General features: G+C 37.5%; 20 protein-coding genes and 1 pseudogene. 14 read left to right on the top strand and 7 right to left on the bottom strand.

Features of this window, described 5'->3' with window-relative positions:
* Positions 1–25: 25 nt before the first annotated feature.
* Positions 26–1,240, top strand: coding sequence for an anthranilate synthase component I family protein (locus QF042_RS08170; RefSeq protein WP_307527093.1), 1,215 nt, complete (start codon positions 26–28; stop codon positions 1,238–1,240).
* A gap of 422 nt (positions 1,241–1,662) precedes the next feature.
* Here QF042_RS08170 and QF042_RS08165 read toward each other — a convergent pair whose 3' ends face one another.
* From QF042_RS08165 to QF042_RS08150, 4 genes are all read right to left on the bottom strand, one after another.
* Entirely contained in the window at positions 1,663–2,472 is an 810-nt protein-coding gene (locus QF042_RS08165) for a M48 family metallopeptidase (protein ID WP_307527091.1), read from the bottom strand.
* Positions 2,473–2,568: 96 nt separating this feature from the next.
* Positions 2,569–3,216: a glycerol-3-phosphate 1-O-acyltransferase PlsY gene (gene plsY / locus QF042_RS08160; RefSeq protein WP_029279402.1), complete on the bottom strand. Its 648-nt coding sequence runs from the start codon at positions 3,214–3,216 to the stop codon at positions 2,569–2,571.
* A gap of 49 nt (positions 3,217–3,265) precedes the next feature.
* Complete coding sequence (nadC, locus tag QF042_RS08155) at positions 3,266–4,108, bottom strand: carboxylating nicotinate-nucleotide diphosphorylase (protein WP_307527088.1); 843 nt, start codon at positions 4,106–4,108, stop codon at positions 3,266–3,268.
* 152 nt (positions 4,109–4,260) lie between these two features.
* Entirely contained in the window at positions 4,261–4,659 is a 399-nt protein-coding gene (locus tag QF042_RS08150) for a DUF4783 domain-containing protein (RefSeq protein WP_307527086.1), read from the bottom strand.
* A 173-nt stretch (positions 4,660–4,832) separates the two neighbouring features.
* Here QF042_RS08150 and gpmI point away from each other — a divergent pair, with 173 nt between their 5' ends.
* Positions 4,833–6,356, top strand: a complete 1,524-nt coding sequence (gene gpmI / locus QF042_RS08145) for a 2,3-bisphosphoglycerate-independent phosphoglycerate mutase (protein WP_307527084.1) — start codon at positions 4,833–4,835, stop codon at positions 6,354–6,356.
* Positions 6,356–6,886 (top strand): hypothetical protein, encoded by a 531-nt coding sequence (locus QF042_RS08140; protein ID WP_307527082.1) that lies wholly within the window; start codon positions 6,356–6,358, stop codon positions 6,884–6,886. The genes gpmI and QF042_RS08140 overlap by 1 nt, the downstream gene beginning before the upstream one ends.
* Before the next feature lie 52 nt (positions 6,887–6,938).
* Here QF042_RS08140 and QF042_RS08135 read toward each other — a convergent pair whose 3' ends face one another.
* Positions 6,939–7,559, bottom strand: coding sequence for a tetratricopeptide repeat protein (locus QF042_RS08135; protein ID WP_307527080.1), 621 nt, complete (start codon positions 7,557–7,559; stop codon positions 6,939–6,941).
* Positions 7,560–7,876: 317 nt separating this feature from the next.
* Between QF042_RS08135 and lon the strand changes: the two genes are divergently transcribed.
* The 3 genes from lon to QF042_RS08120 all read left to right on the top strand — a co-directional run bounded on the left by lon (position 7,877) and on the right by QF042_RS08120 (position 12,127).
* Positions 7,877–10,348, top strand: a complete 2,472-nt coding sequence (gene lon / locus QF042_RS08130) for an endopeptidase La (RefSeq protein WP_307527078.1) — start codon at positions 7,877–7,879, stop codon at positions 10,346–10,348.
* 83 nt (positions 10,349–10,431) lie between these two features.
* Positions 10,432–11,382 (top strand): lipid A deacylase LpxR family protein, encoded by a 951-nt coding sequence (locus QF042_RS08125; protein WP_307527076.1) that lies wholly within the window; start codon positions 10,432–10,434, stop codon positions 11,380–11,382.
* A 229-nt stretch (positions 11,383–11,611) separates the two neighbouring features.
* Positions 11,612–12,127, top strand: coding sequence for a murein L,D-transpeptidase family protein (locus QF042_RS08120; protein ID WP_307527074.1), 516 nt, complete (start codon positions 11,612–11,614; stop codon positions 12,125–12,127).
* 3 nt (positions 12,128–12,130) lie between these two features.
* Here QF042_RS08120 and arfB read toward each other — a convergent pair whose 3' ends face one another.
* Together arfB and QF042_RS08110 are read right to left on the bottom strand one after the other, a co-directional pair.
* Positions 12,131–12,541 (bottom strand): alternative ribosome rescue aminoacyl-tRNA hydrolase ArfB, encoded by a 411-nt coding sequence (arfB, locus tag QF042_RS08115; protein WP_307527071.1) that lies wholly within the window; start codon positions 12,539–12,541, stop codon positions 12,131–12,133.
* Between the two features lie 38 nt (positions 12,542–12,579).
* On the bottom strand, positions 12,580–13,104 hold the full coding sequence (locus tag QF042_RS08110; protein WP_307527069.1) for a ferritin: 525 nt from the start codon (positions 13,102–13,104) through the stop codon (positions 12,580–12,582).
* A gap of 128 nt (positions 13,105–13,232) precedes the next feature.
* Between QF042_RS08110 and cmk the strand changes: the two genes are divergently transcribed.
* The 8 genes and pseudogenes from cmk to QF042_RS08070 all read left to right on the top strand — a co-directional run bounded on the left by cmk (position 13,233) and on the right by QF042_RS08070 (position 22,889).
* The gene (gene cmk, locus QF042_RS08105) at positions 13,233–13,913 is read left to right on the top strand and encodes a (d)CMP kinase (protein ID WP_307527067.1); all 681 of its coding nucleotides are present in this window, start codon (positions 13,233–13,235) and stop codon (positions 13,911–13,913) included.
* Between the two features lie 579 nt (positions 13,914–14,492).
* Positions 14,493–15,323: a DUF1080 domain-containing protein gene (locus QF042_RS08100; protein WP_307527065.1), complete on the top strand. Its 831-nt coding sequence runs from the start codon at positions 14,493–14,495 to the stop codon at positions 15,321–15,323.
* A gap of 53 nt (positions 15,324–15,376) precedes the next feature.
* Positions 15,377–16,882: a YgcG family protein gene (locus QF042_RS08095; protein WP_307527063.1), complete on the top strand. Its 1,506-nt coding sequence runs from the start codon at positions 15,377–15,379 to the stop codon at positions 16,880–16,882.
* A 186-nt stretch (positions 16,883–17,068) separates the two neighbouring features.
* On the top strand, positions 17,069–18,049 hold the full coding sequence (locus QF042_RS08090; RefSeq protein ID WP_307527061.1) for an SH3 domain-containing protein: 981 nt from the start codon (positions 17,069–17,071) through the stop codon (positions 18,047–18,049).
* A gap of 919 nt (positions 18,050–18,968) precedes the next feature.
* Complete coding sequence (gene rpsA, locus QF042_RS08085; protein WP_116253315.1) at positions 18,969–20,903, top strand: 30S ribosomal protein S1; 1,935 nt, start codon at positions 18,969–18,971, stop codon at positions 20,901–20,903.
* A 320-nt stretch (positions 20,904–21,223) separates the two neighbouring features.
* Positions 21,224–21,442: a hypothetical protein gene (locus QF042_RS08080; RefSeq protein WP_307533340.1), complete on the top strand. Its 219-nt coding sequence runs from the start codon at positions 21,224–21,226 to the stop codon at positions 21,440–21,442.
* Positions 21,372–21,611: pseudogene (locus tag QF042_RS08075) on the top strand (glycoside hydrolase family 20 zincin-like fold domain-containing protein); the annotation flags it as partial. The gene QF042_RS08080 and the pseudogene QF042_RS08075, both read left to right, overlap by 71 nt.
* A gap of 81 nt (positions 21,612–21,692) precedes the next feature.
* Complete coding sequence (locus QF042_RS08070) at positions 21,693–22,889, top strand: beta-N-acetylhexosaminidase (RefSeq protein WP_307533266.1); 1,197 nt, start codon at positions 21,693–21,695, stop codon at positions 22,887–22,889.
* Positions 22,890–22,934: the final 45 nt, after the last annotated feature.

The raw sequence follows: 22,934 nt of genomic DNA, 5'->3' as shown, positions 1-22,934 counted from the left end.
CATATCCAATTTTAAACAAAAAGCTTTGCATTGGGCTAACCAGTTTGAGGTTTGTTGCTTTTTAGATTCAAATCACTACAAAGATGCCTACTCGGCTTACGATTTCATTATCGCTGCCGGTGCACATCACGAACTAAAATGCACCACAGGCAATGCATTTGATCAACTAAAAAGTTTTTACTCATTACATAAACAGTGGATTTTTGGCTTTTTCAGCTATGATTTAAAAAACGAAACAGAAGATCTCCATTCTAATCATTCGGATCATTTAAATTTCCCAGATCTATACTTTTTTGTTCCAAAGTACCTGATTGCCTTTAAAAATGGTAATGCCGAGGTGCTGATTGGTCCTGAATCGATTTTAGCTGAGATAGATTCCTTTCAGCTTAAAGCAAATACCCAATCCAAAAAAATAACGATAACACAACGGTTATCTAGAGATCAATATGTTCAAAAAGTAGAAGCTTTAAGAGATCATATTATTCGTGGCAATATCTATGAAGTTAATTTCTGTCAGGAGTTTTTTGCCGAAAATATAAAAATAGATCCCATTCAAACTTTCGAGGCGCTAAACCAGGTTTCTCCCACCCCATTTGCAGGTTATTTTAAAGTTCACAGTAAATATATTTTATCTGCTACACCAGAAAGATTTTTGTGCAAGCGCGGATCGAAACTTACCTCACAGCCCATTAAAGGCACCGCTAAAAGAAGTTCTGATCCGGCAGAAGATGAAGCCATAAAGCTGCAACTTAGGAACGATATTAAAGAGCAGGCTGAAAATGTAATGATAGTTGATCTGGTGCGCCACGACCTCACTAAATCAGCGGTTAAGGGTTCTGTCACAGTCGACGAGTTATTCGGCGTCTATAGCTTCCCGCAGGTCCACCAGATGATTTCTACCATAAGCTGTGAACTAAATCCGGAGATCCATTTTATCGACGCCATCAAAAATGCATTCCCGATGGGCTCCATGACGGGTGCTCCTAAGGTTAAAGCCATGAAATTGATTGAAGAATACGAAGTAACCAAAAGGGGCATTTATTCCGGTTCTTTGGGCTGCATCAGCCCAAATGGTGATTTCGATTTTAATGTGGTGATCCGAAGCCTATTGTACAATGCGGAATCTAGCTATCTATCGTTCCAGGTTGGAGGAGCCATTACTTATCAAAGTGATGCTTCATTAGAATATGAAGAATGTCTGTTAAAGGCCAGCGCTATTTTGAAAGTATTGGGTGATTGATTAGTTCATTCGTCATTGGTTCACTAGTTCAGTTGTTCATAGCACTGTTTGTCATTCTGAACGCAGTGAAGAATCTTTTTATTTCTTGTTGTAGCCTTAAATGACATCTTTCTAGTTGTAGCGTCTCACTACACGACTTAATAAATCCTTAAACCAAATAAATAGGTTAGTCCGGGCGATCGTCATCCTGAATTTATTTTAGGATCTTAGTGGCAAGAAAGACGCTGAATAAATTACTCTAGTTGTAGCGTCTCGCTATGATTAATCAATATCCTTAAACCTCAAATAAAATGGTTTTAGCGAGACGCTAAGACCAGAGATTGGAAAGACCCTGAAATAAATTCAGGGTGACGAATAAAGAAAAAGTGAAAGGTCTCTGCATCATGCAAAACCTTCCACCTTTCTACCTTCTAGCTTCAACCTTATTTCTTCTTATAATACTGCTGCGCCTCAGGTAAATATTTTTGAATCTGTGCAATACGGGTAGCATCACTCGGGTGGGTGCTTAAAAACTCAGCAGGTTTTTGTGCGCCTGCAGATGCCGCCGACATTCTGTTCCAGAAACTGGTAGCATTTTGTGGATTGTATCCAGCCATAGCCATAAAAATCAACCCCAAACGGTCGGCCTCTAATTCTTGATTGCGACTGAATTTTAACATTGCCACTGGTGTACCAACACCATAAAGGGTATTAAAAATAGATTGTGTTTTTGGGTTTTTAGATAATGCAACACCCGCAGCGGCACCAATACCCTGGGCAACCATTTCTTGCGACATCCGTTCTGCAGAGTGGCCAGCAATAGCGTGGGCAATCTCATGGCCCATTACGGTAGCTAAACCTGCATCATCCTGGGTAACAGGCAAAATACCCGTATAAACCACAATCTTTCCCCCTGGCATACACCAGGCATTTTTCTCATTGTTCTGCACCACATTAACTTCCCACTGGTAATCTGCAATTAGATTACCATAGTTATTGCTGTTCATATATGATTTTACAGCGGTAATTAATCTACTACCAACGGTTTTAACTTTTAAAGCCTGCGCATTCGACGCTGGTAAAACCGTAGTTTTATTCTCCGTTAAAAAGGTACTGTAAGCTTGAAATGCCATTGGCAAAACCTGCTCATTACTCACTAAATCAAATCGGCTACGACCTGTTAAGGGAACTGTAGAACAGGAGTTAAATAGTAATATCCCAGCAACACTTGCTGTTAAAAATAACTTTTTCATAATTGCGATTTTAAATGATTAGTAAATACTGGTAAGCAAAACCGTTGATTAAACAGTAAGCCTATTAATAAGTTTTAATGAAACGTGTTTTGTTAATTAATTAGTTTTCTTCCTAAACAAATACACTTTAGATTCTTTGCCTTTCAGCAATCTTTCGAGGTTTTTTTGATGCGTAACTAAGATTAAAATGCAAACCACCATGCCATAAAGCACTTCAGATTTGATGGAAACCTGAAACAAGAAGACCACACTGAGCGGAAACGTAAACCCTGCGCAAATGGAACTTAATGAAACATATTTAGTTAACAGCAATACAACCACAAAAACCAGAACACAAAGCATAGATGCTTCGAAGTTAACTGCCAAAATCATTCCAAAAAGTGTAGCAACACCTTTCCCCCCCCTAAAACCGGCAAAAACGGGAAATAAATGTCCCATTACTGCGGTTACACCGAGTGCGAGTTGATAATTAACAAAAACAACAGAATTTTGTGGCCCGGTTACCGACATGCCGATCAGATAAGCCAGATTGGTTGCCGTATATCCTTTTGCAATATCAATGATCATTACTGCAATTCCCGCTTTTTTTCCTAATACCCTAAAAGTATTGGTAGCACCAGCATTGCCACTCCCGTATTCTCTTACATCAACGCCATAGAAGGCCTGACCAAGCCATACAGCTGTTGGTATAGATCCAAAAAGATAGGCAATTAATAACGCGCTGAGAGAATAAACCGTAACCATAGCCTACAATGATACAAAAAATAAGCTTTTAATTTTATAGCAAATCACTTTAGTATGCTTTTAAACTCATATCCAGGCTTTTCACAGAGTGTGTAAGTGCCCCCATCGAAATAAAATCTACTCCACAAGCTGCATATTCTGCAACGTTCTCTTCAGTAATTCCTCCAGAAGCTTCTGTAATAAATTTACTGTCGATTAATTTAACCGCTGCCCTTAAGTTTTCGAAACTGAAATTATCAAGCATGATACGGTCTACACCACCAATGGCCAAAACTTGAGATAACTCTTCCAAATTCCGGACTTCAATTTCGATCTGAAGTGATTTATTTTGATCTGTTAAATATTTTTTAGCAGCCGTAATGGCGTTTGAAATCCCTCCTGCATAATCTACATGATTGTCTTTAATTAAGATCATATCATATAAACCAATGCGGTGATTTACACCTCCTCCGATCCTTACTGCCCATTTTTCTAAATAGCGAAGTCCTGGAGTGGTTTTACGGGTATCTAAAATTTTGGTTTTAGTTGTTTTCAATAAAGAAACTATCCGATGGGTTTTAGTAGCAATACCACTCATGCGCTGCATGCAATTTAAAACCAAACGTTCGGCAATTAAAATAGCATGTGTACTTCCAGAAACGGTTAAGGCAATATCACTAACTTTTACTTCGGCACCATCCAGCAACAATACATCAACTTTCAGTCCGGCATCAACCTCCTTAAAAATCTCAAGGGCCAGTTCAATTCCAGCCAAAACACCATTCTCTTTGATAATCAGCTTTGCTTTTCCCTGCGTTCCTAAAGGAATTGTTGAAAGTGAGGTGTGATCGCCATCACCAACATCTTCGGTAAGGGCATTTTTTATGAACTGATGTATAAGTTGAATATCCAAAATGTAGATTTTATGCCGCAAAAATAAGAATTATTTGTTAGCAGACAATTTACTGAAGGGATAAAGTGATTTGTTAACTTCAGAAGTTCCTAACCTCCGCGACTTACAAAGTTGGTGCAGGCATAGCGGTGGCAAAACTTCGTAATGTCCAATTAATCCTTAGCAGGCTCAATCCTTAATTCGGTAATCGAAAAGCTGGTATTGAATTTTTTCATGGTGATAGAAATCCTGAAGGTCTCTTTGGCAGTACTTAAAATAATTACACCAAAACGATAATTTGGATTGGTATTAATTTTATGGAAAATACTTGTTTTTACCGGAGGATGTTTAACAAAAAAATCTCTTAAAATCTGTTCACCTTGTGCTTTTGAGTATACATCTTCTTCATCAACAATAATAAGTTCGATGGTTGAGGCGAAACTTTTAGCAATTTCTTTTGAATTGCCTGCCTTAAAATACGAGGATAAATCATCAATAATATCTGCCTGAAGAGCTGTAGGGTGATATAATGATGATAAACTAATAATGAGTAAAAATAAGCTCCGGATCATTTCTGTATTTTATACAGAACCCTATAGCTAAAATTATGCCATTAGCGTATCAAAAAAAGGATTTCTTCATTTGTATAAGCTTCAATAAAGTTATATTTGCCATATAAACAAAACATTAAAACATGTTATACATGAAAATGTTTTAATGTGGATCAATAAATTTTACAATAAAAATGGTAAACGATAAAAAACTCGCACTTATAATTCTAGATGGTTGGGGCTACGGAAAACAAGATAATTCTGATGCTGCATATGCCGCCAATACTCCTTTTTTCGATTCTTTACTACAGAAATATCCAAATTCTAAGCTTGAAGCATCTGGTGAAGCAGTAGGTTTACCAGCCGGGCAGATGGGAAACTCAGAAGTTGGGCACATGAACTTAGGTGCAGGTCGGGTAGTTTACCAGGAGCTTGGACGAATCAACAAATCGATTACCGATAGAGAATTGCACAGCAATCCGGTTTTGGTGAGTGCATTCGATTATGCTAAGCAGAACAATAAAGCGGTTCACTTCATCGGTCTGGTATCAAACGGTGGTGTACATGCCCATATCGAACATTTAAAAGCTTTATGCGATGCCGCAAATGAAGCTAATGTGCCAAATACTTTTGTTCATGCCTTTTTAGATGGCCGCGATACTGACCCAAACTCTGGTCTGGGCTTTATTACTGATCTGGAAAACCATATCCAAAATACCAATGCTAAATTGGCTACCATGATTGGCCGTTATTATGCAATGGACCGCGATAATCGTTGGGAGCGCGTTAAACAAGCTTATGATGTAATGGTAAATGGCATTGGCGAAAAAACCCAGGATGCTTTAGCTGCTATCAAAAAATCGTATGCTGATGGCGTTACCGATGAGTTTTTAAAACCAATTGTATTAACACAGGCTAATGGTGCTCCGGTTGCTACCATTCAAAATGATGATGTGGTCATCTGTTTCAATTTCCGTACTGATAGAGGTCGTGAAATCACTGCTGCATTAACGCAAAAAGATTTCCCGGAACAGCAGATGCATAAACTGCCGTTGTATTATGTTACCATGACTACCTACGATGAGAGCTTTGAAAAGGTAAATGTAATTTTCACTAAAGATGATTTAACCCAAACCCTTGGTGAGGTATTGGCCAATAACAATAAAAACCAGATCCGTATTGCTGAAACCGAAAAATACCCTCATGTAACCTTCTTCTTCTCTGGCGGAAGGGAAGCTGAATTTCCAAACGAAAAACGCCTTTTAATTCCTTCACCGAAAGTAGCCACCTACGATCTTCAACCTGAAATGAGTGCCGCAGGAATTACTGATGCGATTACCAAAGAAATGGAAACAGGATGGGCCGATTTTATTTGCTTAAACTTTGCTAATCCAGATATGGTTGGCCACACAGGCGTTTTTAATGCTGTGGTAAAAGCCGTAGAAACAGCAGATAAATGTGCAGAAACTGTGGTAAACAAAGGACTGGAGCATGGTTATTCGTTTATTCTTTTGGCCGATCATGGAAACTCCGAATTTATGGTAAATGGTGATGGATCTGCCAATACTGCGCATACAACCAACCTGGTTCCTTGTATTTTAATCGATAAGGATTATAAAACCATTGCAAATGGCAAATTAGGCGACATTGCCCCTACTATTTTAAAAATATTAGGTGTGGCTATTCCAGAAGAAATGACAGGAAATGTTTTAGTATAATGATTAAAAAACTTTATATCCTGGTATTTGCTTTGGCATTGTTTTCCTGCAACCAGCGAAAAGAAGCTGAAGCAAATACTGATTTACTGTATTTCGATATAAAAGGATATTTTGGAAAAGAAATTTCGCGCTTACAAAGGCTAAACCCTATTGTAAATAAAACCGTAAGTGTGAATGGAGCAGCCGAAAACAAAACAGCTAAAATTACTGACTGGGCAAAAGAATTAGCTATTTTCGTTAATGCCGACATTAATAAAACCTCCTGGAAGGGAAGCTTTAAAGTAAGAGAACAAAATGGCGTAGATATTTATACTTCCGATAGTAAAAAAATCCCTATTAAGAAGATTTCTATAACCTGGAAAGGCCAGAAAGCAGGCAAAATAGAGATCATTATCGATAATAAAAATATCCTATACCAATCTCAGGATACTTTAACCTACTCCCCAGATAGCCTTTACATGATCAAAAAGCAACAGAAAATCAGATTGCTAAAGGAAAAGAAGTATTCAGTTATTGGAAAACTGAAATAAAAAAAATGGGACTTGAATATTTTCGAGTCCCATTTTTCTTTAAAGGTTGTATTTATTTTAGGCTTGCAATCTGCGCCTTATCGTAGGTTACCCAATCGATAATATCTTTTCTTAATGGCTGTAAGGTTAATACCTTCTGAAAATCAGCAATAGAGTTATTAAACAAAGCAACACAAGCTGCTTTTTCTTCTTTTTTCTTGGCTTTAAAAGATCTGAAAATTGCATAATCTTTGTAAGCTAAACCACGGTTCTGAAACATCTGCGCATCTTCATCACCATTAATTTCAATGGCTTTTGTAAAATCTTTGAGAGATGCCAAATAAAAGTTTTCGCGCATAGTATTTAACGATTCTTTAGGGTCGTTAGCAATTTTTAACCTTGCTATACCACGATAATAATAAGCAGAAACCTCTGTAGGTTTGATGTTTAATAACCGGCTGTAAGTGGCAATACATTTCTCGTATTCGCGATTCTGGAAATAAGAATATCCAAGCATCTGGAGCACATTTGCATTATCAGGCGTTTTAGTATCAGCTTTTTCTAATTGTATGGCGGCAGTTTTATAATCACCTTTCATCATAGCCTGCATGCTTCTTTCGTAACTGCTTTGTGCGAAACTACTAGTTGATGTAAAAATAATTAATCCTAAAATCGCCTTTTTAAAATAGTTCATGTATGAGTAATAAGTTTAACAAATCTAACGCCTAACCAAATTTATAGGAGAAATTTTTTGCAATATAATCCTATTCTGATAATTTAAAAGTTTTTAATTTTCTTTCATTCAAAACCAAATGCCCTAAACATTAGCTTAAACGCTAAAATATGCTTTATATGATATTGGCGAAAATATTTATATTACTCTGCCTTTTTAACATAAGATTAATATTATTTTCACTTTGGCACAAGAGTTGAATTTATTAACTTAATACCAAAATTAAACAAAGTGAATACGATTAAACTGCCAGTTTGTCGTTAGCGGAAAATGTGATAATGAGTAAACAAGATATATTTGATTTCCATACAGCAATGCCAATCATAAATGAGGATACCGAATTTTTTCCCTTAATGTCTCAACAAGACGAAGAGGAAATGAACAATGAGGAAACGCCCGAAACGTTGGCGATATTGCCTTTGCGAAACACAGTTTTATTTCCAGGAGTAGTTATTCCGATTACGGTTGGAAGAGACAAATCGATTAAATTAATTAAGGAAGCTTACAAAGGAAATAAGATTATTGGGGTGGTTTCTCAAAAAGACGTTTCCATTGAAGATCCTACTTTTGAGCAACTTAACACGGTTGGTACGGTTGCAAACATCATTAAACTGTTGCAAATGCCTGATGGAAATACCACCGTAATCATCCAGGGCAAACAACGTTTCAGCTTAATTGAAGAGGTGCAAAACGAACCTTATATTAAAGCAGTTGTTAAAAAATTCGAAGAACAAAAGCACAAGGCAGATAAAGAGTTTAAAACATTAATCGCTTCTATCCGCGAGATGTCTGCACAGATTATCCAGCTTTCGCCAAATATTCCGAGCGAAGCCAGTATTGCACTTAAAAACATTGAGAGCAATTCATTTTTGATCAATTTCATTTCATCAAATATGAATGCCGAAATGGCCGATAAGCAAAAAATCCTTGAAATGGATAAATTGCAGGAAAGAGCGCAAAAGGTAATGGAACTTTTAATGGTTGAATTGCAGATGCTGGAGCTGAGAAATCAGATCCAATCAAAAGTGCGTACCGATTTAGATAAACAGCAACGCGATTATTTTTTAAATCAACAGCTAAAAACCATTCAGGAAGAACTGGGAGGCAATTCTGCCGATCTGGAGTTTGATGCTTTACAAGAAAAGGCCAAAAAGAAAAAATGGGCAAAACCAGTTGCTGAACATTTTGATAAGGAATTAGATAAGTTGGGTAGAATGAACCCTGCCGCTCCTGATTACTCTGTTCAGTTAAATTATTTGGAACTTCTTTTAGATTTACCCTGGAGCGAGTTTACGAAAGATAATTTCGACCTAAAAAGAGCACAACGTATCTTAGATAAAGATCACTTTGGTTTAGAAAAAGTTAAGCAACGTATTATAGAATACTTAGCAGTATTAAAATTAAAGCGCAATATGAAAGCGCCGATTTTATGTTTGGTTGGCCCTCCGGGAGTTGGTAAAACATCTTTAGGAAAATCGATTGCAAAAGCATTAGGTCGTAAGTATGTACGTATGGCTTTAGGCGGTATCCGCGATGAAGCAGAAATTCGTGGCCACCGTAAAACTTACATCGGTGCGATGCCAGGGCGTATCATTTCGTCTATTAAAAAAGCTGGAGCAGATAATCCTGTTTTTGTTTTGGATGAGATTGATAAAGTAGGAACCGACCATCGTGGCGATCCATCATCAGCTTTGCTTGAAGTATTAGATCCTGAGCAAAACAGCGCCTTCTACGATCATTATGTAGAAATGGACTACGATTTATCAAACATCCTTTTTATTGCAACAGCAAACTCTTTAAGCACTATACAACCTGCTTTGTTAGATCGTATGGAGATTATTGAAGTAAACGGATATACCATTGAAGAGAAAATAGAAATTGCTAAAAAATATCTGTTGCCTAAACAGAAAGAAAACCATGGTTTACAAACTAAGGATATTAACCTAAAAACGCCACTGATCGAAAAAGTGATTGAGGATTACACCAGAGAATCGGGTGTGCGTGGTTTGGAGAAAAAAATAGGTTCTTTAGTGCGTGGTGTGGCCACAAAAATTGCGATGGAAGAAACCTACGATTCAACTTTAAGCAACGAAGATATAGAGCGTATTTTAGGTGCCCCGATTTATGATAAAGACTTGTACGAAGGCAATGAAGTGGCTGGAGTAGTAACAGGTTTGGCCTGGACGAGTGTTGGAGGTGATATTTTATTTATCGAATCGAGCTTAAGCCCGGGGAAAGGCAAACTCACTTTAACGGGGAACCTGGGTGATGTGATGAAAGAATCGGCGGTTATTGCACTAGCCTATTTACGCGCCCATGCAGCCGAATTTGATATAGACTATACTTTATTTGACAACTGGGATGTTCACGTTCACGTGCCTGCCGGTGCTACGCCAAAAGATGGACCTTCTGCCGGGGTAACGATGCTTACCGCCTTAACGTCGGCATTTACACAACGTAAAGTAAAACAGCATTTAGCCATGACAGGTGAGATTACCTTGCGTGGAAAAGTACTTCCTGTTGGTGGCATTAAAGAAAAAATTCTTGCAGCAAAAAGGGCAAACATTAAAGAAATTATCCTTTGCAAAAGCAACCGTAAAGATATTTTAGAGATTAAAGAAAGTTACATCAAGGATTTAACGTTTCATTATGTTACCGAAATGAGTGAAGTAATTGAATTGGCCTTAACTAAAAATAAGGTAAAAAAACCTTTAGATTTAAGCGTTAAAATTGCTCCGATTGTAAACTAATTGCTAATTCTTTTGGATTAACGATCAAAAATCCATTTACAATAAATACTTTTATAGCCCGGGTAAATTGCCCGGGCTTTTTTATGAGATCATTTTTATTCACTATAGTTTTTTGTTTGGTTGTTTCAACCAGTTTTGCTCAATCTTTTAAAAACGAATTCGGTTTCAAAACCGAAAACGATGCTTATTTGGCCACATTAAACGATCGATATTATACTAACGGATTATTTATCTACTTCCGCCATGCCATTAATACCGAAAAACTATCGGATAAAATAGAGAAAAAGACCTACGAAATTTCTGCCGGACAAAAAATGTATACGCCTTACTGGGGTCAGGTACCAAATAAAGAAGATCAGGACAGGCCTTTTGCAGGTTATCTTTATGCAGGTGGTGCATACACTGTTTTCTATAAAAATGAGAGTGTTTTAAAAACCAGTGTAGAACTGGGAACGGTTGGCCCTAACTCACTTGCTCAAACTGCACAGCGTTTTCTACACAAAACCGTAGGCTTTTATACCCCTGCAGGGTGGGATTACCAGATTAAAAATGAACTGGCTTTAAACCTTGCGGCAAATTATAGCAAACTACTTTTTAGACCTGAAGATCCTATTGTGGATATCAGTGCTCAGGGTTATGCCAACTTAGGAACAACTTTTTCGGGTTTGGGTGCATCGGTGCTTTTTAGAGCCGGTAAATTAAATCAATTGTTCAACAGTGCTTACCACAATGCAGTGATCGGAAATTCGAAAACAAAAAGCTTAAACAATTCGGAGTTTTTCTTTTATGTAAAACCACAATTAAACGTTGTTGCTTACGATGCCACCATACAAGGAAGTTTATTTAACGATAATAGTCCGTTAACTTTTGGTGTAAAACCGATTGTTTTTGAACAGCAGTTTGGTGTGAATTATAGCTCAAAAAGATTTACAGCAGATTTTAATGTGATTTTTAAAACCAAAGAGGTAAAAAGTGTGGCCAAGGCACAGAATTATGGTGGTTTGAGTTTGTATTATCGATTTGGAAAGAATTAGGTTAATTGGTTAACTGTTTCAATTGGTTAATTGTGAAAAGCTAATTGTAAACTACTAAAGGTTAATTGTTAAACTGGTCCATTGAATAAGTAACAGTTAACTGAAAATTGCCAATTGTAAACTACTAAAGGTTAATTGAATAGGTAACTGTTAGCTGAAAATTGCCAATTGTAAACTGATGGAGGTTAATTGTTTGATTGGTTAACTCGTTAATCAATAATTACAGAATATGAAAAAAGTGATTCTCTGTACATTTTTGTTATTCATACTAGGTGCGGCTATTTACAATTTATATCCCGAACAAAAACTTCCATCAAATACCGAAATCGATTATATCATTGTTAAAAAATCAAATCGGCAATTACTGGCCTATTCAAAGCAAAAATTGATTAAAACTTATCAGATTTCGTTGGGCGACAGCCCGGTTGGCCACAAGGAATTTGAAGGTGATGAGAAAACACTAGAAGGGGTTTATTTCATCAATGCAAAAAACCCAAATAGCGGTTACCATAAAAATCTTGGAGTATCTTATCCAAATAAAGAAGATAGCGCCAAAGCTAAAACACTGGGCAAATTACCTGGTGGCGACATTAAAATACATGGAATTCGAAATAAGTTAGGTTTTATTGGCAAATTTCAACGACTTTTCGATTGGACAAATGGTTGCATGGCGCTAACTAATAACGAAGTAGACGAATTGTTTTATGCTGTAAATATTGGAACTAAAATAGAAATCAGACCGTAAACTTTAATCAATCGGTGGCTTTCTACGGTTTTCTTTTTTACCTGCATTTACAGCTTTATTTTTTAATCTTTTCTGAATAACTGCTTTAGGGATTTTGGTTGCTTTTCTTTTCTTCTGAACCTGAAGCGATCGCTTTAATAATTCAATCAACTTGGCTACCGTTTTCTCTTTATTCAGCAGCTGGCTCCTATCCTCTTGCGAAACGATATGCAATAAACCTTCAGTGTCCAAACGGTTTTCTAGTCTAGATCTTAAAAGTATTTTTTCATCTTCATCCAAATAAAAAGCTGTTTCCAGGTCGAAAATCAATTCTACCTTACTCGAAACTTTATTTACATTTTGCCCACCTTTGCCTCCACTTCTGGAAGTTTTAAAGCTAACTGATCGTAAAATTTCTTCTCTTGTAGGCAACATGCCGCAAAAGTAATAATTTGGAAGTTAATTAAAACAGTTTATTCTCCCTCTTTCGATTCGCTTACCTTGCTGCGTAAACCCACAATGTCCTTATCTAACTGGTAAATTCCTCCCCTATCACTACCAACCAATTGAAGTTTCTCTAACATGGTTTTCGCCATTTTTTCTTCTTCCAGTTGTTCATCTAAATACCATTGCAAAAATTTAAACGTGAGATAATCTTTCTCATTCAGCGAAAGTTCTACCAAATCGTTAATGCTTTTCGACACCAATAACTCATTATCCAAAAAATCCTGGAACACTTCTATTACCTGTGTGAAAGAATTTTTTGGCATATCTAAAGCCGTTATTATTGCATGTCCATCGCGGTCGTTAATGTAATGGATCAGCTTAAGCATGTGGTGGCGTTCTTCGTCACTCTGGCGGTAAAAAAACTCAGTATAACCTTCTAAACCGGGCTGGGTTTCTAGCCATGAGGCAATGCCCAGGTAAACTTGTGATGATTCGGCTTCCAATTTAACCTGGTTATTCAGCGCCGCCAACATTCTTTCAGATAGTAACATAAATTAATTTGTTTTTATAGTTAAACACATCCAGCAAATCAATGTTTTAGCAGTATCTTGTTTAGAATCTATCTTTATACCCGGAAAAAATTCAGCATTCTGTTTCTATTTTTTACCTTTGTGCTACGATGAAGAAAAACCTGGTAATAGCGATAGATGGCTATTCATCTTGCGGGAAAAGTACATTAGCGAAAGCATTGGCTAAAAAATTAGGTTTCATTTATGTAGACAGCGGAGCGATGTATCGTGCCGTTACACTCTACTTCTTAAGAAATAACATCGATAGTGCAGATGATACTAAAGTTGTTGATGCACTACAACATATCGAACTCAATTTTCACTCCCGCGATTACGAATCCCATATCACCCTTAATGGTGAAGAAGTTTCAGATGAAATCCGTTTAATGCCTGTTTCTGAAAATGTAAGTGAGGTTTCAGCACATAAAATTGTTCGCCATGAAATGGTGAAACAACAGCAACGCATGGGTAAATCTAAAAATATTGTAATGGATGGCCGTGATATTGGCACTACCGTTTTCCCTGATGCTCCTGTGAAGTTTTTTATGACAGCCGACCCAAAAATCAGAGCTGAACGCAGATTTAAGGAGCTGGAGAGCAAAGGCAATAACGAAACTACTTTAGAAGAAGTTTTTGAAAACCTTGCACACCGCGACTACGCCGATACCACCAGAAAGGAAAGTCCATTGGTTAGAGCTGATGATGCCATTATTCTAGATAACACCGACCTTACCCAGGAAGAACAACTGGCTTTTGCCTTAGAGAGGGTGCAACCATTTTTGGCTCATTAGTTTGTTGGTTCATTAGTCATTGGTTCATTGGTTAATAGTTGATGGTTAATTGCCATACTGGTTACTGCGAGTGGTGAAGCAAGCTTAAGAAATTTTGGCTAATCGGTTAATTGTTTAAATTGGTTAATTGTCGTCCGAAACGGACCACCACATGATCAACTATCCAAGACCAACCCTTCGACTCCGCTACCATTGACAGATTCCTATAGAAGGGTCGTCATTGCGAGGAGGAACGACGAAGCAATCTTTCCTGCTAGTAATCCTATTGCTTCGTCGGCTGAAAAAGCCTTCTCGCAATGACGATAATCTGAGGATATTTATCTCCTTAAAATCTCATGTCATTTATATTGATTTTTACAAATAAATTAACCCTCAGGGTGACACACCGAGGGAGGAATTATTTAAATCGGTTAATTGACTCCAAACCCCAAACGCTCAACTCCAAACTGATCGGCTCCAGTCTATCAACCATGAGCTATCAAACCATCGACCCCGTAAAGCCCCCCTCCCCAAAACCATCTACCACCATTGACTTCAAAAAAAATTTCATACTTTTAACACCTAACCCAAATGTTAACCATGAAATTAAGATCAATTTATCTTGCAGTATTATTTTTATCACTCTTTACCTTAAATGCCAATGCTCAAAAAGGCTGGATCAATCTATTTAACGGGAAAGATTTAAAAGACTGGAACATTAAAATTGCCAAACACGAATACAAAGAAAATTATGCCAATACTTTCCGCGTAGAAAATGGCGTAATGAAGGTGAGTTATGATGGATACAAGGAGTTTGACCAACAATATGGACACATTTTCTATAAAAAACCGTTTTCAGCTTATCTCTTAAAAGTAACTTACCGCTTTGTTGGCGATCAGGCTAAAGGTGGAGAAGGCTGGGCCACCAGAAACAGTGGTGCCATGTTGCATTGCCAGGATCCGGCAACAATGTTGAAAGATCAGGACTTTCCAATTTCTATCGAAGGGCAGATTTTGGGTGGTGATGGAGAACACGAACGCCACACCAGTAACGTATGTACGCCGGGTACATTAATTAACTACAATGGCAAATTGTTTACACCACACTGTTTAGATTCTAAATCGAAAACTTATGCTGGCGACCAATGGGTAACGGCAGAATTTTTAGTATTGGGCGATTCGGTTATCAAACATATTATTGCCGGCGAAGTGGTGTTAGAATATACTAAACCTCAAATTGGTGGTGGTAGCGTTTCGAATTTCGATCCAAAAGTTAAAATAGACGGCAAAGCATTAACATCAGGTTATATTTCACTACAAAGCGAAAGCCACCCAATAGAATTTAAAACGGTGCAACTTTACGATTTGGAAGCGTATAGGAAAGATAAGGCAAAACTGGATAAGGTATTGGCTAAAATATTAAAAGAGTAAACCATACCTGTACTGTTGAATGATGATGTAAACCTTACACCTAAATTTAATCGATGCTCAACACCCATTTGTTTAAACCCCTTGCCATAATCTTATTTCTTTTAGTTGCCCATATTACTTTTGGGCAAACTGCTTACCAAGTAAAAGACATACCAGACCCCAAAAGCAATGGCGGAGGTTATGTAAGTGATCCTGACAGCATTTTGGGGAGCAGTGCGGTTTCGGATTTAAATAACACCATTGCACGGTTTGAACGTGAAACGAATGTTCAGGTGGCAGTGGTGATTGTTAACGATTTCGATCACGATAAAGAAGATTTCGATTTTGCATTTGAGCTTTTTAACACCTGGGGAATTGGTTCAAAAACCAGCAATAATGGTTTATTGTTATTTATCTCAAAAGATCGGCGAAAGTACCGGTTCATTACCGGAACGGGAATTGAAGGTGTATTGCCAGATGTAAAGCTTAAACATATTGCCGAGCAGAATCTCCTCCCAGCTTTCAGGCAGAATGATTTCAGCACTGGGATAGCGAATACCATTAATGCCATTGGTGTAATTATTTTAAACCCTGAACATCAATCAGAACTCAATCAGTTTTTTACCCAACACGAAAGCAACAGTTCACTCGAAAATTTTTGGCTTCCTACGGGAATTATCCTACTGGCATTTTGGGGGGTGTTCAAAATTGTGAACAGGCAAGCCAAAAATGGTTTAGATCTAAAAGGCTTTGACAAGAACAAAAATAGTTATGATGCGACTATCGCTAAAGGCTGTGGGGTGGCTTTCTTTATTATATTTGTTTCTATTTTTATCTTTGTTTTTACCGATGCTTTTGAGCTGTTCGAAAAGATAAAATTAGCGCACATTCCTTACTTTCTTTTTACGATACTGGCCATAGCGCTTTTCTTTCGGTATCTCTTCTATTTGTCGGCATTAAGAAAAGCACACCAGGATGATAAAAACTTCTTTGATGCTGTTGTGGCTTTCCACAAAAAGAACTGGTGGTTAATACTTTTCTCTCCTATAATTTTAATTGCAATTATACTCCACCTCATCAAACGTGTTAAAACAATTGATCGTTTTAAACCTATTTTAGATAGTAAAAACAAGCCAATGATTCGGGTTGATCGGGATATCAATATAGAAGGGGAACCATTTTTAACCGCGGGACAGCGTAAAGAAGAAGTTGTTTTAGCGTACGATTATGATATCTGGGAAAGTGCCGACCATAAAGAACATATGATTAAGGCATGGCCTGCGGAAGAATACAATAGTTATACCGAATGCCCTGAATGCGCTTTTAGAACTTACAAACTGAATAAACGTGTAACGGTTAAACAGGCTACTTACAGCCATGAAGGCCAGGCGAAGCTGATAAACGAATGTAGCTTTTGTAAAAAAACAGAATTTATAAATTGGATAACGCTTGCCATGCTCGTCGAATCGAGTTCGTCATCAAGTTCCTCTTCATCCGGCAGCAGCTCATCGTCTTCGTCATCAGGCAGTAGCTGGGGCGGTGGCAGTAGCAGCGGTGGCGGTACCGGTGGAAGCTGGTAGTTTGGCTTACCTGTTTTATAAAATGCTTTAACCTCCTGAAAGATTTTTAAGGAATGAAACTATACCTTTTTTCAATCTTATCCCCGCCTATTAAAAGTATTTTCTAATTTTGAAACACTTAGCACGGTGTTTGCTTATAGCGTGTTTGCAATTACCTATAAAACTGTTTCGCAGAATCCAATACTTATGACTAGAATTTTCTTCCTCCTCATCGCTCTTTCTATTTTTGCTAACCGTTTAAATGCACAAGAATTGTATCGTGTTAAGGCCGACAAATTGCGTGTAAGGGAAAGCAGCGATCCGAAAAGTAAGGTGATTGGAAATATTGCTCAAAATCAAAATATTACAGTTTTAGATGCAAGCAATGCCCGGTTTTACAAAGTAAATTTTAAAAACCGCGAAGGCTGGGTAAGCAAAGATTTCATCGAAAAAATTGCAGCAGCACCTAAACCATCAACTGCTCAGGCAAATGCTGCACAACCCGATGCCGCCCCTCAAACGGCAACAAGCCCCGACATGTATCGGGTAACTACTGACGATTTACGGGTTAGGCAACAACCTGATCCAAAAAGCAAAATTGTTGGATACCTGCCTAAAAATGAAAATGTGGCTGTTATTGATTCATCAAACACAAGCTTCTACAAAATTAAGGTTACTAATGGTGAAGGATGGGTGAGCAAAGAATTTTTGGTGAGGGTTTCTCCTGTAAAAGCTGCAGCAGAAAAAACAACCGTTGCTGCATCGGTACCTCAAGAAAACAAAGATTATACTAACATCATCTTTTTTGTTGTTGTGGCCTTAATACTCATTACCATATTATACTTTTCGATTAAATATGCCAGTGGTAATAAATTTTTGATCGGTTTTTCGGTAATTGTAATCCTGGTAATCGGGTATTTCTGCTATATTACTTTTATACAGGCAAAAGTGGTAACAGGCACCTTTGCAAGCAATGAAGATATACAGTATAAAACCTTTACTTTTAAATCGAAAGATTCGGTGACCGTTACCGATGCCTATACTGATTCTATCTTTACCTCGAAATACGTTATTGAGGGGGACATGATCAAACTTTACGATCAACAAAACACGATTATGCTATTAATCAGAGATGATAAAACATTAATTGGCGAGGGTTTTACGAGAGGAACTTTTACGAAAAAATAGAATTCCCAAAATCACATCAAACTACCCAGGAATCGTCCCGATGGGACGTTGGCTTTTAGCAAACCCTATAAATCGTTCCACCAGGATGCTTGCCATAAATAAGACCTACAACTTTAGCATACAACGTCCCAACGGGACGCTTGCCAGGTAGCAAATAACATTTGTTATTTGTGTTTCGTTCCATAGGAACGTTTGGTGAGGGTGCACAGTCTATTGTTTTTAAACGTGATAGAGCGGAATAGCCCGATGGGACGTTGGCTTTTAGCAAACCCTATAAATCGTTCCACCAGGATGCTTGCCATAAATAAGACCTAAAACTTTAGTATACAACGTCCCAGCGGGACGCTTGCCAGGTAGCAAATAACATTTGTTATTTGTGTTTCGTTCCATAGGAACGTTTGGTGAAGGTACACAGTCTATTGTTTTTAAACCTGATAGAGCGGAATAGCCCGATGGGACGTTGGCTTTTAGCAAACCCTATAAATCGTTCCACCAGGATGCTTGCCATAAATAAGACCTACAACTTTAGTATACAACGTCCCAGCGGGACGCTTGCCAGGTAGCAAATAACATTTGTTATTTGTGTTTCGTTCCGTAGGAACGTTTGGTGAAGGTGCACAGTCTATTGTTTTTAAACCTGATAGAGCGGAATAGCCCGGAGCGTAGTGAGGACTATAAGCAATAGCGGGGCTGCTGTTCCGATGAAATACGGAGTGCTCATTTTCAAATAATTAACCCTTCAAAACCACGTTATTTCTAAATTTAGCCTGATAGATGCTGAAATAAATTCAGCATGACGCACAGCCGGATTCTTAATACGCTAAAAATCAGCAACATTTATTAAAAAAATCTTTTCTATTAATTAAAAAATTTTTACCTTTGCAGTCCCTAAATAGGGAAAAAAGGAGATAATTAATTAATGGCTAAAAAACAAGTAGCAGAAAAAGAATTAGCAGCTAAAACAGCTGAACTTCAGGGAGAAGGCGGACGCCTGACTGAAAAAGAAACTATTGAATCAGAAGCTGATTCAGTTTCGATCGAATCGATCAAATCATCATTGGCTACACCATCGGAAGATTTCGATTGGGATGCAGATGAAAAAGTTTTCGGTAATTACAATGATGCAGACCGTAAAAAGTTTGAAGATATGTATGCTGGAACATTCAATCAGATCACTAAAGGTGAAATTATCAGCGGTATCGTTGTTTCAATCAACAACAAAGATGTAGTATTAAACGTAGGTTTCAAATCAGACGGTTTAGTTTCGACTTCAGAATTTCGTGATACACCAGATCTTAAAATCGGCGATTCAGTTGACGTTTTCGTTGAAGCACCAGAAGATGCTAACGGTCAATTGATCCTTTCTCGCAAAAGAGCAAAAACCCAAAGATCATGGGAAGCAATTAACGAGGCTCTTGAAAATGATAGAATCATCAACGGTTTCGTTAAGAGCCGTACTAAAGGTGGTTTAATTGTTGATATCATGGGCGTTGAAGCTTTCTTACCAGGATCTCAAATTGATATTAAACCTATCCGCGATTACGATGTATACGTGGGTAAAACAATGGAATTTAAAGTTGTTAAAATTAACCATGAGTTTAAAAACGTAGTTGTTTCTCATAAAGTGTTAATCGAAGACGATTTAGAAAGCCAAAAAGTAGAGATCGTTTCTAAATTAGAAAAAGGTCAGGTATTAGAAGGTACTGTTAAAAACATTACTGATTTCGGTGTGTTCATCGATTTAGGTGGTGTTGACGGTCTACTTCACATTACTGATATTTCTTGGGGCCGCATAGAGCATCCAAAAGAAGTATTATCATTAGATGAAAAAATCAACGTGGTTGTTTTAGATTTCGATGATGAGAAAAAACGTATCGCTTTAGGCTTAAAACAATTAACTCCACACCCTTGGGAGAACTTAAGCACCGACATTCAAGTTGGTTCTAAAGTAAAAGGAAAAATCGTAACTGTTGCAGATTACGGTGCTTTCTTAGAAATCATCCCAGGTGTTGAAGGTTTAATCCACGTTTCTGAAATGAGCTGGTCACAAAACTTAAGAAATCCACAGGAATTCTTAAAAGTTGGTGATGAGATCGAAGCTGAAGTTTTAACTTTAGACAGAGACGAGCGCAAAATGAGCTTAGGTATTAAACAATTATCTAACGATCCTTGGCAAGAAGTTGCTGCTAAATTCCCAGTTGGAAGCAAGCATACAGCTACTGTTAAAAACATGACCAACTTCGGTGTTTTTGTTGAAATTGAAGAAGGTATCGATGGTTTAATCCACATCTCTGATTTATCATGGTCTAAAAAAGTAAACCACCCTAACGAATTCACTAAAGTTGGTGATGTATTAGACGTTGTTGTTTTAGAACTTGATGTTGATAACCGTAAATTAAGCTTAGGTCACAAACAATTAGAAGAAAACCCTTGGGATACTTTCGAAACGATCTTCACTTTAGATTCGGTTCACCAGGGTACAGTTGTTAAAGTAACTGATAAAGGTGCTGTTATTGCTTTACCATATGGTGTAGAAGGTTTTGTACCAACTAAACACATGGTTAAAGAAGATGGTACTTCAGTTAAAGCTGAAGAAACCAATGACTTCAAAATCATTGAATTCAACAAAGAAGCAAAACGCATTGTAGTATCTCACGCCCGTATCTGGGAAGAGGTTAAAGCTGAAGCTGTTGCTGAAGAACGCGCAACTAAGAAAAAAGAAGCTAAAGCTGCTGTAACTGCTGTTAAAAAAGTTAAAGATTCTGTAGAGAAATCTACTTTAGGAGACTTAGACGTATTGGCTCAATTGAAATCGCAATTAGAAGGCGAAGAAAGCAAAGCTAAAAAAGGCTAGTTCTTTTTAACTGATCATATTAATCCCGATAGCGAAAGTTATCGGGATTTTTTTTTTGCACTCGAGTTACCGTCATTTCGAGCGGAGTACAACTAAGTCGAGAGATCTATCTAGATAGATCTCTCTCCCGAACGTTCGGGACTGCGCTTCAGTCGAGATGACGATTTCTATATGAGTTTGTTGTCATGCTGAGGCACGAAGCATCTTTCTCACTGATTGCTATAGAGTTTATGTAACAAAATAATCCATTCTTATATACTTATTCTGTGCATCCCTCCTATTATTACTACTTTTGAAAAGCGTAACCAAGTCTTTCCAGCATGAGAAAAATTACCTTTTTGTTCCTAATGATCATTTCCTTCAAACTTTCGGCACAGGAAATTAATATTATTCCTCAACCTGTAAATATTAAAACAGGAAAAAACAAGGAAAAATTTATCATTGATCAAAACACAGAAATTATTGCAAATGATTCTTTATCAAATTCGGCTTTATTTCTACAAAATTATATTCAACAATACTATAATAATAAAACTTAGAATTAACCCTAGCTCAACGCGCAAAAAAAACATCATCAAATTAGAAATAATTAGTCGGCTATTAAAAAACTTAAACGAATATGAGCTTATAAGCAACAACAATCAAACAATAGTTTATGCCTGTTCAGAAAATGGACTTTTCTACGGAATCCAAACATTAATACAACTTCTACCTTATTCACCCAAATCGTTTCCAATACAAATCCCATCGGTTAACATTCTCGATTATCCCCGCTTCGATTATCGAGGCATGCACCTCGACGTAAGTCGCCATTTCTTCGATGTAGCCTTTGTAAAACAATACATCGATTATTTAGCGTTTCATAAAATGAATTATTTTCATTGGCATTTAACTGATGATCATGGCTGGCGGATTGAAATTAAAAAATACCCTAAGCTTACTGAAATTGGTGCCTGGAGAAATGGCAGTATTATTGGTTTATGGCCCGGACAAGGAAATGAACATATAAAATACCAGGTATTACCAGCAGCAGTAAAAATTACGCCAAAAGATGCTGTGATTAAAACCGATGGTATTCGTCATGGTGGTTATTACACACAGGAACAAATTAAAGATGTAATTGATTATGCGGCTAAACGTTACATCACCATCATCCCAGAAATTGAAATGCCTGCCCATAGCATGGCCTTGTTGGCTGCATACCCAGAATTAGGTACCGAGCCCGGTAAAAAATATGAAGTTGCCCAAACATGGGGCATGATGAACAAATACAACAATGTACTCCAGGCTTCTGATACAACGTTTAAATTCCTTGAAAATGTACTGGCCGAAGTGATGGACTTATTCCCTTCGCCATACATCCATATTGGTGGTGATGAAGCCTCAAAAGTATGGTGGAAACAATCTGCCGTTTCGCAACAGGTGATGAAAGCCAATGGTTTAAAAAATGAAAGTGAGCTACAAAGTTATTTCATTCGCAGGATGGAAAAATTTGTAAATAGCAAAGGCAAAACCATTATTGGCTGGAACGAAATTTTACAAGGTGGTTTAGCCCCCAATGCAGTTGTAATGAGCTGGCAAGGCGAAAAAGGCGGTGTAGAAGCTGCCAAACAACAACACAAAGCCATTATGACACCTGAAGATAAAGTTTATTTCAATCATGCTCAATTTGTAAAAGAAGACAGCTTAACCGCCAATAAATTTTCACCTTTAATTGACGTTTACAATTATGAGCCCATACCTGCTGAATTAAGTACTGAGCAGGCTAAATACATTTGGGGCGGACAGGGCTGTTTATGGAGCGAGTATATTACCAATCCAGCCAAGGTACAATATTTGCTTTTTCCGAGGTTAGATGCCTTAAGCGAAATTTTGTGGAGCCCGAAAGAAAAACGGAATTACCCAGATTTTCAAAAAAGGCTAAAAATACAGTTTAAACGCTATGATTTAATGGGTATTACTTATTCGAAAAGATACTTAGAATAATCAATTGATCGGCCGATGCACAACCTTCAATTAAATGATCAAAAC

Source organism: Pedobacter sp. W3I1 (genome assembly GCF_030816015.1).
Lineage (GTDB): Bacteria > Bacteroidota > Bacteroidia > Sphingobacteriales > Sphingobacteriaceae > Pedobacter.
This window is presented reverse-complemented; position numbering and strand designations above follow the sequence as displayed.

Excerpts from the sequence above, each read along its gene's own strand:
- cmk (WP_307527067.1), top strand. The coding sequence starts at position 13,233 with ATGAAGAAAAACCTGGTAATAGCGATAGATGGCTATTCATCTTGCGGG.
- lon (WP_307527078.1), top strand. The coding sequence starts at position 7,877 with ATGAGTAAACAAGATATATTTGATTTCCATACAGCAATGCCAATCATA.
- QF042_RS08140 (WP_307527082.1), top strand. The coding sequence starts at position 6,356 with ATGATTAAAAAACTTTATATCCTGGTATTTGCTTTGGCATTGTTTTCC.
- QF042_RS08070 (WP_307533266.1), top strand. The coding sequence starts at position 21,693 with ATGCACCTCGACGTAAGTCGCCATTTCTTCGATGTAGCCTTTGTAAAA.
- plsY (WP_029279402.1), bottom strand. The coding sequence starts at position 3,216 with ATGGTTACGGTTTATTCTCTCAGCGCGTTATTAATTGCCTATCTTTTT.
- QF042_RS08095 (WP_307527063.1), top strand. The coding sequence starts at position 15,377 with ATGCTCAACACCCATTTGTTTAAACCCCTTGCCATAATCTTATTTCTT.
- gpmI (WP_307527084.1), top strand. The coding sequence starts at position 4,833 with ATGGTAAACGATAAAAAACTCGCACTTATAATTCTAGATGGTTGGGGC.
- QF042_RS08080 (WP_307533340.1), top strand. The coding sequence starts at position 21,224 with ATGAGAAAAATTACCTTTTTGTTCCTAATGATCATTTCCTTCAAACTT.
- QF042_RS08135 (WP_307527080.1), bottom strand. The coding sequence starts at position 7,559 with ATGAACTATTTTAAAAAGGCGATTTTAGGATTAATTATTTTTACATCA.
- QF042_RS08125 (WP_307527076.1), top strand. The coding sequence starts at position 10,432 with ATGAGATCATTTTTATTCACTATAGTTTTTTGTTTGGTTGTTTCAACC.
- rpsA (WP_116253315.1), top strand. The coding sequence starts at position 18,969 with ATGGCTAAAAAACAAGTAGCAGAAAAAGAATTAGCAGCTAAAACAGCT.
- QF042_RS08150 (WP_307527086.1), bottom strand. The coding sequence starts at position 4,659 with ATGATCCGGAGCTTATTTTTACTCATTATTAGTTTATCATCATTATAT.
- QF042_RS08165 (WP_307527091.1), bottom strand. The coding sequence starts at position 2,472 with ATGAAAAAGTTATTTTTAACAGCAAGTGTTGCTGGGATATTACTATTT.
- QF042_RS08100 (WP_307527065.1), top strand. The coding sequence starts at position 14,493 with ATGAAATTAAGATCAATTTATCTTGCAGTATTATTTTTATCACTCTTT.
- QF042_RS08110 (WP_307527069.1), bottom strand. The coding sequence starts at position 13,104 with ATGTTACTATCTGAAAGAATGTTGGCGGCGCTGAATAACCAGGTTAAA.
- QF042_RS08090 (WP_307527061.1), top strand. The coding sequence starts at position 17,069 with ATGACTAGAATTTTCTTCCTCCTCATCGCTCTTTCTATTTTTGCTAAC.
- QF042_RS08120 (WP_307527074.1), top strand. The coding sequence starts at position 11,612 with ATGAAAAAAGTGATTCTCTGTACATTTTTGTTATTCATACTAGGTGCG.
- arfB (WP_307527071.1), bottom strand. The coding sequence starts at position 12,541 with ATGTTGCCTACAAGAGAAGAAATTTTACGATCAGTTAGCTTTAAAACT.